This is a genomic window from Bacillus basilensis (assembly GCF_050630465.1).
In the GTDB taxonomy this organism is placed as follows: domain Bacteria; phylum Bacillota; class Bacilli; order Bacillales; family Bacillaceae_G; genus Bacillus_A; species Bacillus_A basilensis.
Map to the genome: position 1 here is coordinate 1 of NZ_JBNTQO010000021.1, position 13,334 is coordinate 13,334.

A 13,334-nucleotide genomic window follows, 5' to 3' on the forward strand; every position below is an offset into this window, starting at 1 on the left:
CCACAGAAAAATCCCCTTATAGTAAACAGGTTAATGTGCTTTCTTTTTCCTGTCTACTATAAGGGGATCATATCATTTATTTGTGCTCTTTCTTTTATTCTGCAAACAACATATCTCGAAACAATGTATTTAAACTCTCAATATCGATCCCTGATCCCTTTTCAATTCCTTTTACATATTGCTGATAGTAATGAATTTGTTCTTCTAAAAATCGATTCAACACTTCAATTTTCAAACCAATATCTAATTCAGTACCTGCTTTTTTCTTTATTAACAACTTTTCAATTTCATCTAATACGCTACGTTCTAATGATAACTCTGTAATCAATCGATCAAATTCTACTGGAGGCAAAGCTGTTTTCTCCTCTAGCCACTTACAAGCTAAAATAGGACGCAATACATAAAAATACTTTTTCAACTTTACATTCTCACCTTGCAAAAATTCACGATAATTTTTCGAAGCCATATGTAAATAATGATATATCGTTGCTTTTGGATCAAAATTCTTTTCACTCATTTGCTGAAGCTGTTCTGGAAAATTAGAGTTTTTCGAGTAAAAAATTGGTGATCGAATCCATTCCAGTAATGCTGGATTCGACTTTGCGAATAGTTGTAACGCCTTTTTAATATCCCATCCGCTTATATCTAAATCATCACTAATCGGATATTCAATTACATCACGTTTATCCTGAATTGATAAATACCATTCTACAGGGTGTATATAAACGAACCTAACATCATAATCACTATCTTTCGATGGAAATCCCCAAGCACGGCTCCCGGATTCCACCGCAAATAAAATTTTTACATCATTCTCTTTTTCAATTCTTTCTAACTCTGTCCTAATTTTCTCTCTCATTTCATACCCTCTCCATTTTTTGATTATTTCCTTGGAAATTCGACAAATATACTACTAAGTTTACTACATACTAAAATAGCTGTCAGAAAATTCCCGACAGCCTGTCAAAATTCCTCATTTTTTTATTTGTTCTTTTCTGTTACACTAACCGCAATTCGTTCAAACTCTTTTTGAATCTCCTCTTTATATGCGTCTACTTTTGAAAAATCCATAGCAGCAATATAAATTCGTTCTAATTTATCACGAACCGATTTTGCTTTCGCTAAGAAAGACATTGCCTCATTCATTTTTGCTTTATATTGAATCGACACGTCTCGAATTTCTGCCGCATACTTCTCATCTGTCCCTGGTGTCACAATCAGGGCATACATATCTATAATCTCATCACCTTCGCGACTTGGAAAATATTCATGTGGTGCGGTGCTATCAAAAATTGCAAACCCTAATTCTCTTACGATAACCATATCAAGACTATTTGGATCAAATCCACAATGATATACTTCAACTTCAAATCCTTTTTCTTCTGCCGCTTTAGCTAATTTTTTGAGCATTGTTGATTTCCCAGAGCCTGGGCGCCCTTTTATAAAATAACGATGTGGTAATCCTTCTGTTAAATTAGGAACAAAATCAACTGCTCCTTTCGGTGTAGCTGCTCCTAAAAAGCGATGTTTCACAAGAGATTGTTTCCCGCCTTTATCTGTAAACAATTTCTGAATCAGCTGATCTGTTAGTTCATTTGCTTTATTAAAATCAATATTATTAATATATATTTTCTCCCACTCATCATGTATAACTAATGCCTCGTTAAAACAAGCGTACGCTGTTTGAAAAGCTTTGCTTGCTTCTGAAACAAATCGTTCAATTTCCACCTTTTGCTTTCTTAATTTATCTGAGTCCCAAGCAACCCCTAAATTGATATATTCCTCGACGACTCCTGGCATTTTCGGCTCAATCACATGCGGTGATGTTCCATCAACAATTCCTACTTTTAACTTCGGGATAATTACACCGTCAACCGATTTGTTATCAGAAGAACAGTGTAAAAATTCAATACCATATCCTTTTTCAACCCATTCACGACCTATTGCCTTAATTAAAGAAGATTTCCCCGTTCCAGGGCCACCCTTTAAAATAAATAACCTGTTTAGCCCTTTTAAATTCTCTTCGTATAAATTATGAAATCCTCTAGCTGTATTTCCACCAGCATAATAATTCAATACATTTCCTGTCACTGCACTCACTCCTTCGCAGCATTCTATTTACATAAGCTATAATATGCGAGCAACTTTATTTGGGTGAATACCTATTTTGCATTGCAGAAAAAAAGGAAATGAATTACAATTTTATTATCATGAAAATTCCGAATTTTAAATTGAATATACCTTTATCAAGAGAGGCAGAGGGACCGGCCCTTTGAAGCCCAGCAACCTCAGTTTATACAAACTGAATAGGTGCTAATTCCTGCAAAATGCATTGCATTTTGGAAGATAAGACTCAACTAGTATGTAAAGCTCATCTTTCTTGATTATGAAGGATGGGTTTTTTATATTTTAAAACGTATATTGGAGGTATTTAAAGTGAGAGTAATTGACCTATCACAAACATTTGAAAACAATATGTCTCAATTCCCTGGAACACCAAAAATCAATCTAGAAGCCATTACAAGCGTTGAAGAGACAGGCTATCAAGTTACAGATTTTCATTCTGTCGTTCATGTTGGTACGCATTGTGATGCTCCTGCGCATTTCATTTCAGGCGCAACGACCATCGATCAATTACCCCTTGATCAATTTGTAGGCGAAGCCGTTCTTATCGATGTAACCCATATTCAAGAGAGAAAGTTACGTAAGGAAGTACTGGATGATGTTGATATACAAGAAGGCGATATTGTTATTTTCCATTCCAATCTATCTACTAAATGGAATACAGATGCGTATGAGAAAGAAGCTTTTTATCTTTCTGAAGAATTAGCTGAAGAACTAGTTCAATTAAAAATAAAATCTGTCGGTTTAGATTTCATTTCTCCTGATGAGGTAACGACAGAAACATCACCGATTCATCATATACTACTTGGGAATAATATTTATTTAATTGAAAACTTAACAAACTTAGATGCCATTAACACGGAACGTTTCTTTTTCTCTGCTGCACCTTTAAAAATTAAAGATAGTGACGGTGCTTTTGCAAGAGCATTCGCTGTTATTTTTTAAACAAATTATACAAAAAAGCAAAGGTCATCATTGACCTTTGCTTCTATATTTTTTATTTAAATTAAGAAAGAATTGCTCGACACGAGGACGTACCCAAGCTAAATAATCTTTCTCTTTCTTCTTTGTACAAGCTATTTCTTCCCCATCTACCATATCGACAAGCTCTAGCTCTAACAGTTGCCTCGTAAATGCTAACATATTTATTTCTTCGGCTGGATACTCTTCTTTCAATTTCTCCTCAATTTCCCCCAATAAAAAACCGTCACGCATCATTGCCAATGCATCAATCCAAAGTGGCGGCATTTCATATTTTTCTCCTGTAATTGTATCTTTTACAATATAATTCTTTTGCTCTTTTCGAAATTGAATCGTGTGCAAGCATACAGTCGAATTTAATGTTAATTCCATCATACCACCCCTTTCATCATATCTGCATAGAAAAAAGGATGCGCGTGCACCCCTTACTACCGTAACCGTTACATGAATAACAAATCTCATGTCGATATTTTCCTCCATTATAAACGAAGTATTTTATAAAAAAAACCCTTCTTGAAACATTTTATAAAATGTTTATATTTACACAACAAGAACACTTTTCTGAAAAATATTTTCTTCTAGCACATTATACTATCGGTAAAAAAATCTCCACTTTCGTTCCTATCCCCACGCTACTTTGAATCGCAGTACTTCCTTGATGTTCCTTAATAATTTTATATGTGATCATCAACCCAATTCGTCCCGTACCATTCTCCTTTGTTGTGTAAATAGCTTTTCCAACCTTCTCTATACCAAAACCTTGATCTTCAACAGAAATACACAAATGCCTTTCAGTTTTTTGATATGCACGAATATGAATATCTCCACCTGCTGGCATTGATTCTATTCCATTTTTAATAACACTTGTTTTAATTGTTTATCATCACCATTTATAACAGGTAGATTTCCATCTACTCGCATATGAAATTTCACTCTATATCGTGCTGCATAACTTTCCATTAGCTGTACAACATATAAAAGGATTTCCCGTATATTACGCCATTCATAATTCGTTGATTTCGATTTTCCTAATAACATCAATTCACTAACAAACCCGTTAATTCTTTCAAATACTTTTAAGGCTTCTTTTTCCTCATAGATAAAGCTTTTAAATTTATTTATATAAATACTCCTCATGTTCTATACAAACACTCTATATATTATCTCCTTAAATTATCAGTATGAAATTGCTTTCAGGGCAATACGAAAAGGAAGGGGATCCCCATCCCCTTCCTTTTCGCTATAACTTATATCCATCTTACCCGATCATGTAGCAACCCATTCGTAAAATCATTACTCCCCACTACAAAGTCCTTCATATATAAATTTAAATATTCTCCATACTTACTTTCTGTATTTAATAATAATTCCTCTACATAATAGGCACCTTGTTTAAAGTTATCAAAAAGTAAACTACACAAGCCAGCATAAATTCCGCACCCTACTTGGAAGTAAGTTGCATTCGTTTTATATTTACGAAAAACTTGGCTACTATTCATTACGTTATACATATATGTCTCGCTATTTTCATAAACGAGTAATACACCAACTAAATCCTCGCCAGCAATCTCTTCTTCTGCTGGATTAAATACTTTACGATTCCAGTTCCATAAATCTTCTACCTTATCTAAATTCTGCCTAATTACATTTGTTGTATACTCATTAATTCGGTAAAGAAACCCAACTTCCATATTGAAGTTTTTCCCTAAAATTAAAACTTCCTCATGTGGCATTAAGCAACCATAAAACTCTTTCTCTCCTAACTTTACTTTATACTCTGAAGCATATACATCTTCATAAAAATAAAGGGGACGATGATGACTCATATACATCGGATAACTCCATATCGCTTCATCTAGAAATCGCTCTACTGCCCATGAAGCATAAAGTGTATGAGGCTTTATTAGTGCTGTATCATTCAAAAATGACGTATCATGTTCTACTATATAACATGCTCTTGGCTTTTCATTTGGGCGTTCCTTCATAAGTTCAACAACCATCCACTGAACAACACCTGGATTCATACCCGAGCCTATAATTGCTTTTGTATTTGTAAACTTCCCTTTCTCCTTCTCAAACCTCGTATATCTTTCCGTAAGCTGAAAGCCGATTAAACTATCGTCCTGATCTACTGCCTCATTTTCCAAAGCTGAATTAATATAACAAATTCCAAGTTCATTACAACATTTTAATACTCTAATCGTATCTGCCCCTGAAACATCAATAACAACACTCGTACTACTTTCTTTTAAATGCTGTTTAAATGTCACGACATCTTGGAGGTCTATTTCATATAAAAACAATTGATTTTTCAAATTTGGAAACAACTCATCATAATAAGTCCTATCTTTTTGTTTTATATCAACTAAATGAAATGTAACATTCTTTATCGCCTCATAAATCGGGTCTTTTTCATTTACTATCGCTTGATTTAAAATTGCTAAAACTGCTTTTGCTGCTCCACCAGCACTACCAAGTAATGTAATCGATAACGAATTTGGAAACTGCTCCACAAACAAAACCCCTTTAATAAATTAGTTAAGCAGTTCTCCCTCAAAAAATAAATTGAATACATCAAAAGATAGCTCGTACATATTTTTTATGATTTAGCACAAGATTTCCTCTTCAACGGTCACACTAACACATTTATATTCAATTCATTTTTCCCCTCATATTCAAATCAGGCTAAACAAATAGGCTCGACCTTTTCTTCTGCATATAAAAGAAAAAGCCAGCCCTTTCAACTAGCTTACGGACAATGGACAGATTTTACATGTTGAATATTTACATACATTTTCGCATCACGTGCTTTTAATATTTCAATATGCCCTTCATCAATCTTCGCCATCTTTCCAATCTTATTAGATTCCTCACCTAAATCGAACACCATGATTTTGCCAGCCATTTTAATAAGCTGTTCTTCAAATGTTCTAGCTAACGTAATATTTAATGGATTTACGGGGAGTTCGTTTTTATTGAGGGCATAAGGCACTTGATTTTCTTTATACGGAATTAACCATTTCAAGTGTTTTAAAGATATATATACAGTTTTATAAACTGGACTATAAAAAACAATATAATCGTTCATTATACTTGTGACATACCCATGTATTGGAGCATTTCCAGCTACATAAATTTCTGTGAAAATCCCTTTAGAAGTACTTAATACTTTCCTCAAAGAAATTGAAGGAGATTCCCTCTTAATTACAGAATCAACATCTGGTTTTGATATTTCTTCATCATGTGGTCTTAAAAATTTATAATATTGTACATGGTATAAAGATATATACACGTAGTCTTGTCCATTATAAAGAACAACGATATCATTTCCTACGTCTATTAATACACCTTTAAATCTTTTTTCACCGATCAATTTAACATATATATTTTCTCCAATACTTTTGTTTAACTCATTCATCTATATCCTCCTTCCTATGAAATTAAAATTTCCCTTTCTTTTATTCTAAAAATAATCAGGGGCAATGTTCTGTTTTTTAATAGTAAGAAACCCTTTTTCATATATCCCAAAATAATTACAGAGAAATATGAAATCATTCTTCACTTTCAATCATAATGCCCCTTTTATTTATTAAACATTATTCTTCTTCATTCTTTTTGTTTTTAACTATTTGACTCACACTCTTAATATGGGAATTAATCACATAAATGACCTCATCACCGTTAACTAGTGTAATATTTCCATCATGTATATCACTTAATAAACCTTCCACACACTCTGGTCCACCACGATTAATCTTTATCCATTTATACTTCAAGTCATTTAATACATCTAAAAAAGTATCTTCTTCCGCATAAAAACATGAACCAGATTCTCCTTGTGCCTCTTTCACTTTTCTGACTAAACTCTTCACATGTTTCAGCTGATAATACACTAATTCTCCATGAGGTAATTGTAGTGTAAGGTAATCTTTTCCTAACAATGACAGTACACCTACTCGACTTTCCGGTCCACGAAGATTTACTTTTACATTCTCACCAACTAAACCTTTGATTTGATCACAGCATAATACATCCTTCAAATTCATACCCTCCTTTCTGTTTTATCTTCCTCTACTTGATTGTCTTAGTGCGCGAGCTCGACTTGAATTATTGCTGTTTTCATTACTTTTCTCATTGCTACTCTCATCACTACTCTCATCACTTTCTCCACTTACAGATGCATTATAATTAACACTCTTAATATGAGATAGTGCAATTAATACAACTTCTTCTTTAATAATCAATGTTACATAACCGCCAGAAACATCTTGTAAAATACCTTCAATTTTCTCTGGTCCACCACGGTTAATTTTCACCCAGCGGTATTTGAAGCTTTGAAGTAGCGTTTCAAAGTCTTCTGCAATGTCTTCTTCTCCCCATTCTAAATCACCTACTCCACCATCTTTCGTATTTTGGGTAATGCTTTTCAGATGGCGAAGCTGGTAGTAATGGTTCTCTCCTTTTTCATTCTCTAATCCGAAGTAGTCCACACCTAATGATACTATTGTTCCTTTTTGAGATTCTGGTCCACCTCTGTTTACTCTTACATAAGATCCAATTAAACCTTCCAAAAAATCCCAATGAAATAAACTCACGAGAAAACCCCTTCCATTAATTTATAAGCTTTTCATTAATTTATAAGCTTTTGCACTGATAGTATATGTATCTGTACAGGTTACGTTCTCTATGTTTGTCCTAGCTATAAAAAAATATGCTTTTAACATGGTAGACTACTACCTATCAAATTCCAAAAAAATCCTGGGGACTCCTTAAAATTTTGATATCTTGAAACTAAAAATCCCGTATGAAGACACATTTCTGCATATCTTCATACGGGATTTCCATAGTTTAATCTTCGTCTTTAACATCCATATCTTCTGGAATTGGTTCGTTCAATATTTCTTCCACTAATTGCTTATATTTCTCCATTTGTTCTAAATGTGTATTGAATTGTTCTTTATTTAATAAATATTGATCTCCATCAAATAGTGCACGAATTTTCTTTTGCTGAATTAGCTCTTCAATATACGACTTTGGTAAATTCAAATACTCCGCAGCTTCTTCTACTGTTATATACAACGCGTTCATTCCTTTATTATTTTTTCATATATACTGTATCTTACTTTATTTTTGTAAACAAATAAAAAAGATTTTGTAAATGCGACTTAAAAAGCAGGTAGATGCATTCCATATATTGTATAATAGTATATAGTAAGAATTTTTTAAATATAGAATGGTATTACCCATTTACACAAAGGAGAGTTAACATATGGCTACTCGTCACATCATTACAATGTTAGAAAAAACATTACAAGTTGAAACAGAAAACACAATTTCTCATTTAACTACATCTTTATCTGATCGTATTCTTTCTCAAAGCGCAGCAATACAGGAAAACAATTGTTACCATACAATTGGGGAATGGTACAAGAATCATTTCTTATTCCAACAAGATGATTTCCTTTGGGCTAAATACGTTTTCTATGACGCATATTGTGAGGAAATAAAAAAACAAGGTCATCTTACAAAACGTGTTCGCCAAATATTAGAATCATTAGCTCGAATGCACGGAAAACAGTACATTGCTTCTATATTAAATATGCCATTTCCTAACGAACGAGCTAAAGGGACCGCATAATTTAATACTGTTCTGCGTCAGCAAAACATAGATTCATTGTTTTCTAGGAAGATTTACAAATAAAACGTTCATGTCACATGAACTGATGAAACCGGTGTCATTATAATGAGTGAAAATATAGTAAACAGGAAAACCCCCATTTACCTCTCTCGTCACTCGAATAGAGAAGTAAATGGGGGTTCTACTTGCCCCTTTATTATTTCATCATCTGCTTAATCAATTCACGATTTCTCTTCTTAAATACTTCATTATGCGAAGAAACCATTCCGTATTCACTTGCATCTGGTTGAATGAATTGTTTCGCTTTATTTACAGCATTTCCAGCATCTTGGAATGCTCCTGCAATTAAATGTAATTTGCCTTCATGCTTTAAGATATCCCCAGCAGCATATAATCCATCTACTGAAGACTCACTGTTTGCATTACCAGCAATATAATAATTATCTATAATCGCAACGTCTAACTCGCTATTTTCTAATAATGTAATGTCACGCTCATATCCATGGTTAATAATAACTTCATCAATAGGTAAATGAGACACTTCACCTGTTTCATGGTTCGTTAGTTCTACATATTCAATCGCTTCATGGTTATCACCAGCAATTAATTTTGTAATAGAGGTATTAAAGAAACACTCCGCTGAGCTGTTCAGCAGCTGCTTCACTTGTGCTTCATGACCAGATAACTCTTCTTTTCTATATGTTACATACACCTTTTTTGCGATTGGTTCTAATTCATTTGCCCAATCAACGGCAGAATTACCTCCACCAGAAATAATGACTGTCTTATCTTTAAAACGCTTTAAAGATTTCACTGTATAATTTAAATTTGATACTTCAAATCGCTCAGCACCTTCAATTGATAACTTTTGCGGTTTCAATATACCACTTCCAGTTGCAACAATAACTGTTTTTGAAAAATGTTCTTCTCCAGTGCTTGTTTTTAATGTAAAAGTACCATCTTCATTGCGAATAATCGATTCTATTTTTGTATCTAATACCACTTCTGGCTTAAATGTTAGCCCTTGTTGTACAAGTTGTTCAATTAATTTATCACCTGTAACTGGTAATAGTCCACCTACATCCCAAATCATTTTCTCTGGATAAACATGTATTTTTCCACCTAGCTGTGGTTGAAATTCTATTATTTTCGTTTTCATCTCTCTGAGTCCACTATAAAAAGCTGAATAAAGCCCTGCAGGTCCTCCGCCTATCACAGTTACATCAAACAATTCTTCTCGATTCATTCGTGCTCACTCCTCAGCTACTAATCATTGATTATCATTCTCAATAAAATATAACCTGTTTCTGCAAAATTTACAATCAAAATTACTATTGACAATACACCTATATAAAATTATATTATTTAAAGAATCAATAGTGATAATCATTATCAATTTGTTAATAATTAGCAAATTTGAGATTACATCTTCTTTCATTAATATGGCTAATACTATATTGTGAAATCTCATATTCAAGATTTTTAATAAACATTTTGCATTACCACTACTCATTCAAAAAAATTGCAGTTAAACAAATTATTGTATAAACATATCATCTATGTTAAAGGAGAAAGACAATGAAAAAGTTATTTATTTCACTAACAGTTCTTTTCGTTCTTGTTATGAGCGCTTGTAGCAATGGCTCTACTGACAAAAAGAACGATGCAAAAGGTAGTAAATCAGAAACAATTACATACCAATCTGAAAATGGTAAAGTAGAAGTTCCTGCAAATCCAAAACGCGTTGTTGTTTTATCATCATTCGCTGGTAACGTAATGTCATTAGGTGTAAATCTTGTTGGGGTAGATTCATGGTCTAAACAAAACCCACGTTTTGATAGCAAACTTAAAGATGTTGCTGAAGTATCAGATGAAAATGTTGAAAAAATCGCTGAACTAAATCCAGATTTAATCATTGGTTTATCAAATATTAAAAATGTTGATAAGTTAAAGAAAATCGCTCCTACTGTAACATACACTTACGGAAAAGTTGATTACTTAACACAGCATTTAGAAATCGGTAAATTATTAAACAAAGAAAAAGAAGCAAAAACTTGGGTTGATGACTTCAAGAAACGTGCACAAGAAGCTGGTAAAGAAATTAAAGCAAAAATCGGTGAAGATGCAACAGTTTCTGTTGTAGAAAACTTCAACAAACAGCTTTATGTTTACGGCGAGAACTGGGGCCGTGGAACAGAAATTCTGTACCAAGAAATGAAATTAAAAATGCCTGAAAAAGTAAAAGAAAAAGCATTAAAAGAAGGTTATTACGCATTATCTACTGAGGTATTACCTGAGTTTGCTGGTGATTACTTAATCGTAAGTAAAAACAAAGAGACTGATAACTCATTCCAAGAGACAGAATCATATAAAAACATCCCAGCAGTAAAAAACAATCGCGTATACGAAGCAAACATGATGGAATTCTATTTCAATGATCCACTTACATTAGATTTCCAACTAGACTTCTTTAAGAAGAGCTTTCTTGGTAAATAATACAAACATGAGGAATTCTTAATTTAAGAATTCCTCTTCCTTTATTCTATGAACAGAAAAGATGTGAAACGAATGACAAAAGATCATGATAATACACGTTCTATTGCTTTTACATACAAACTAATTTTGAGCATAATTGCATTCTTTCTTATTTTTATGGTTGCAATGGTGGTAGGTGCTGCTGATACTTCTATAAAAGACGTATGGTTAGCACTCACTTCCTCCGCTAAAGGGGACAAAATATCTATCATTCGCGAGATACGTTTGCCACGTGAAGTTGCTGCTATTTTTGTAGGAGCTGGACTTGCTGTTTCTGGAGCAATTATGCAAGGATTGACACGAAATCCACTTGCAGATCCTGGATTACTAGGGCTATCTGGTGGAGCCAATGCTGCGCTTGCACTTACACTTGCTTTCAATCCTTCCATCAACTACCTTTACTTAACATTAGCTTGCTTTATCGGGGCTGCTGTTGGCGCAATTATGGTATTTGGAATTGGTATGGTGAAAAAAGGCGGGCTCTCCCCTCTTCGAATTGTATTAGCTGGTGCTGCCGTTTCAGCATTTCTACTCGCAATTTCAGAAGGAGTCGGCATTTACTTCAAAATTTCACAAGATGTATCACTTTGGACTGCTGGAGGCGTAATTGGAACAACTTGGAGCCAATTAAAAGTTATTATTCCCGTTATTTCAATCAGTATCTTTATCGCTATCTTACTAGCAAAAAAATTAACAGTCCTTAGTTTCAGTGAAGAAGTAGCTATTGGACTCGGTCAAAAAATTATCTTCATTAAAACCATTTTATTTATCATTATCATCTTACTTGCTGGTGCTTCTGTAGCGCTTGTCGGAAATATGGCATTTATCGGTTTAATGGTGCCTCATATGGTGCGCCCTATTGTCGGTCCAGATTACCGATTTGTTATACCGATGTCAGCAATTGCTGGCGCTTCCTTTATGCTACTGGCAGATACAATTGGACGTACGATTAACGCTCCGTACGAAACACCAGTTGCCGCTATTGTCGCAATTGTAGGGTTACCATTCTTCCTATTCATTGTTCGTAAAGGAGGAAAAACGTTCTCATGATGCCATCTATTTTAAGAAAACAACGTCTTATCATACTCGCTTTACTTATAATAACCATTACAACCATTGTAATTGGAATGGGACTCGGTTCAGCCTCTTTATCTTATGATCGGCTACTCCCAACACTAATGGGACAAGGAACCTTTAAAGAAGAGTTTGTTTTATACTCTTTAAGGCTACCTAGAATTATCATTACATTATTAGCTGGTATGGCTCTCGCTTTATCAGGGGCTATTCTGCAAGGAATTACCCGAAATGATTTAGCTGAACCTGGTATTCTCGGAATTAACTCTGGGGCCGGTGTTGCTGTCGCTATTTTCTTTTTATACTTTCCAATAGATGTAGGTTCATTTCTTTACTTACTACCTGTCGTTGGATTTATCGGGGCATTTCTGACAGCTGTTCTAATTTACGTATTTTCATATAGCAAATCAACAGGACTTCAGCCGGTACGATTAACATTAACCGGTATCGGTTTTGCATTTGCACTATCTGGAACGATGATTGTCCTTATTTCATCCGCAGATCGTATGAAAGTAGACTTTATTTCAAAATGGATTGCCGGAAATATTTGGGGAGATGACTGGATCTTCATTTTCGCAATGCTCCCATGGTTAATCGTATTAATTCCGTTTGTTTTCTATAAAGCAAATCGATTAAACATTCTAGCATTAAACGAACCAGTCGCAATTGGCGTTGGAATTGAAATTGAAAAAGAACGCAGATACTTATTAGTTGCAGCCGTTGCGCTTGCAGCAGCTGCTGTTTCCGTAACAGGAGGAATTAGCTTTATCGGGCTGATGGCTCCTCACATCGCAAAATCTTTAGTAGGTCCAAGGCATCAAATCTTCATGCCTATTGCCCTTTTAATCGGCGGGTGGCTATTACTATTAGCAGACACAATCGGACGAAATATCGTTGAACCTAACGGTATCCCGGCAGGTATTGTTGTTGCTTTAATTGGTGCTCCTTACTTTATGTATTTGTTGCTTAAAAAGGCGTAAAA

The 13,334-nt window shown here is 34.1% G+C and carries 14 protein-coding genes, 1 pseudogene and 1 riboswitch; of the genes and pseudogenes, 5 read left to right on the forward strand and 10 right to left on the reverse strand.

Annotated elements, in window-relative coordinates; all coding sequences use genetic code 11:
- Positions 1 to 94: 94 nt before the first annotated feature.
- The gene (locus tag ACQVV1_RS25735) at positions 95 to 859 is read right to left on the reverse strand and encodes a nucleotidyltransferase domain-containing protein (protein ID WP_242256080.1); all 765 of its coding nucleotides are present in this window, start codon (positions 857 to 859) and stop codon (positions 95 to 97) included.
- Positions 860 to 981: 122 nt separating this feature from the next.
- Complete coding sequence (locus ACQVV1_RS25740) at positions 982 to 2,091, reverse strand: PRK06851 family protein (protein ID WP_431169701.1); 1,110 nt, start codon at positions 2,089 to 2,091, stop codon at positions 982 to 984.
- Positions 2,092 to 2,240: 149 nt separating this feature from the next.
- Positions 2,241 to 2,353, forward strand: a riboswitch (SAM riboswitch).
- Positions 2,354 to 2,436: 83 nt separating this feature from the next.
- On the opposite strand from ACQVV1_RS25740, the gene ACQVV1_RS25745 reads away from it, so the two are divergent.
- Complete coding sequence (locus ACQVV1_RS25745) at positions 2,437 to 3,069, forward strand: cyclase family protein (protein ID WP_242256083.1); 633 nt, start codon at positions 2,437 to 2,439, stop codon at positions 3,067 to 3,069.
- Positions 3,070 to 3,096: 27 nt separating this feature from the next.
- Here the strand turns inward: ACQVV1_RS25745 and ACQVV1_RS25750 are convergent, their stop codons facing one another.
- From ACQVV1_RS25750 to ACQVV1_RS25780, 7 genes and pseudogenes are all read right to left on the reverse strand, one after another.
- Positions 3,097 to 3,477 (reverse strand): hypothetical protein, encoded by a 381-nt coding sequence (locus ACQVV1_RS25750; protein ID WP_242256151.1) that lies wholly within the window; start codon positions 3,475 to 3,477, stop codon positions 3,097 to 3,099.
- Positions 3,478 to 3,691: 214 nt separating this feature from the next.
- Positions 3,692 to 4,185, reverse strand: a pseudogene (locus tag ACQVV1_RS25755) (ATP-binding protein); the annotation flags it as partial.
- 167 nt (positions 4,186 to 4,352) lie between these two features.
- Entirely contained in the window at positions 4,353 to 5,618 is a 1,266-nt protein-coding gene (locus ACQVV1_RS25760) for an S-adenosylmethionine decarboxylase related protein (RefSeq protein ID WP_242256085.1), read from the reverse strand.
- A 236-nt stretch (positions 5,619 to 5,854) separates the two neighbouring features.
- The gene (locus tag ACQVV1_RS25765; protein ID WP_242256087.1) at positions 5,855 to 6,523 is read right to left on the reverse strand and encodes an LSm family protein; all 669 of its coding nucleotides are present in this window, start codon (positions 6,521 to 6,523) and stop codon (positions 5,855 to 5,857) included.
- A 178-nt stretch (positions 6,524 to 6,701) separates the two neighbouring features.
- The gene (locus ACQVV1_RS25770; RefSeq protein ID WP_242256089.1) at positions 6,702 to 7,145 is read right to left on the reverse strand and encodes a spore coat protein; all 444 of its coding nucleotides are present in this window, start codon (positions 7,143 to 7,145) and stop codon (positions 6,702 to 6,704) included.
- 21 nt (positions 7,146 to 7,166) lie between these two features.
- On the reverse strand, positions 7,167 to 7,700 hold the full coding sequence (locus ACQVV1_RS25775) for an LSm family protein (RefSeq protein WP_242256092.1): 534 nt from the start codon (positions 7,698 to 7,700) through the stop codon (positions 7,167 to 7,169).
- A gap of 253 nt (positions 7,701 to 7,953) precedes the next feature.
- Positions 7,954 to 8,193 (reverse strand): helix-turn-helix domain-containing protein, encoded by a 240-nt coding sequence (locus tag ACQVV1_RS25780; protein ID WP_080468318.1) that lies wholly within the window; start codon positions 8,191 to 8,193, stop codon positions 7,954 to 7,956.
- A gap of 181 nt (positions 8,194 to 8,374) precedes the next feature.
- On the opposite strand from ACQVV1_RS25780, the gene ACQVV1_RS25785 reads away from it, so the two are divergent.
- On the forward strand, positions 8,375 to 8,743 hold the full coding sequence (locus tag ACQVV1_RS25785) for a hypothetical protein (RefSeq protein WP_242256094.1): 369 nt from the start codon (positions 8,375 to 8,377) through the stop codon (positions 8,741 to 8,743).
- Positions 8,744 to 8,939: 196 nt separating this feature from the next.
- Here the strand turns inward: ACQVV1_RS25785 and ACQVV1_RS25790 are convergent, their stop codons facing one another.
- Positions 8,940 to 9,989, reverse strand: a complete 1,050-nt coding sequence (locus ACQVV1_RS25790) for an NAD(P)/FAD-dependent oxidoreductase (RefSeq protein WP_309259643.1) — start codon at positions 9,987 to 9,989, stop codon at positions 8,940 to 8,942.
- Positions 9,990 to 10,321: 332 nt separating this feature from the next.
- On the opposite strand from ACQVV1_RS25790, the gene ACQVV1_RS25795 reads away from it, so the two are divergent.
- Genes ACQVV1_RS25795 through ACQVV1_RS25805 form a run of 3 tightly spaced genes read left to right on the forward strand, consistent with a single transcriptional unit; the run spans position 10,322 to position 13,332 of the window.
- The gene (locus ACQVV1_RS25795; protein ID WP_242256098.1) at positions 10,322 to 11,239 is read left to right on the forward strand and encodes an iron-hydroxamate ABC transporter substrate-binding protein; all 918 of its coding nucleotides are present in this window, start codon (positions 10,322 to 10,324) and stop codon (positions 11,237 to 11,239) included.
- A 48-nt stretch (positions 11,240 to 11,287) separates the two neighbouring features.
- Positions 11,288 to 12,328 (forward strand): FecCD family ABC transporter permease, encoded by a 1,041-nt coding sequence (locus ACQVV1_RS25800; protein ID WP_242256100.1) that lies wholly within the window; start codon positions 11,288 to 11,290, stop codon positions 12,326 to 12,328.
- Entirely contained in the window at positions 12,325 to 13,332 is a 1,008-nt protein-coding gene (locus ACQVV1_RS25805; protein WP_098555160.1) for a FecCD family ABC transporter permease, read from the forward strand. The genes ACQVV1_RS25800 and ACQVV1_RS25805 overlap by 4 nt, the downstream gene beginning before the upstream one ends.
- Positions 13,333 to 13,334 lie beyond the last annotated feature (2 nt).

Coding starts and splice junctions, on each gene's coding strand:
- ACQVV1_RS25780 (WP_080468318.1), bottom strand. CDS start 8,193: ATGAACGCGTTGTATATAACAGTAGAAGAAGCTGCGGAGTATTTGAAT.
- ACQVV1_RS25790 (WP_309259643.1), bottom strand. CDS start 9,989: ATGAATCGAGAAGAATTGTTTGATGTAACTGTGATAGGCGGAGGACCT.
- ACQVV1_RS25800 (WP_242256100.1), top strand. CDS start 11,288: ATGAACAGAAAAGATGTGAAACGAATGACAAAAGATCATGATAATACA.
- ACQVV1_RS25785 (WP_242256094.1), top strand. CDS start 8,375: ATGGCTACTCGTCACATCATTACAATGTTAGAAAAAACATTACAAGTT.
- ACQVV1_RS25765 (WP_242256087.1), bottom strand. CDS start 6,523: ATGAATGAGTTAAACAAAAGTATTGGAGAAAATATATATGTTAAATTG.
- ACQVV1_RS25805 (WP_098555160.1), top strand. CDS start 12,325: ATGATGCCATCTATTTTAAGAAAACAACGTCTTATCATACTCGCTTTA.
- ACQVV1_RS25795 (WP_242256098.1), top strand. CDS start 10,322: ATGAAAAAGTTATTTATTTCACTAACAGTTCTTTTCGTTCTTGTTATG.
- ACQVV1_RS25750 (WP_242256151.1), bottom strand. CDS start 3,477: ATGGAATTAACATTAAATTCGACTGTATGCTTGCACACGATTCAATTT.
- ACQVV1_RS25735 (WP_242256080.1), bottom strand. CDS start 859: ATGAGAGAGAAAATTAGGACAGAGTTAGAAAGAATTGAAAAAGAGAAT.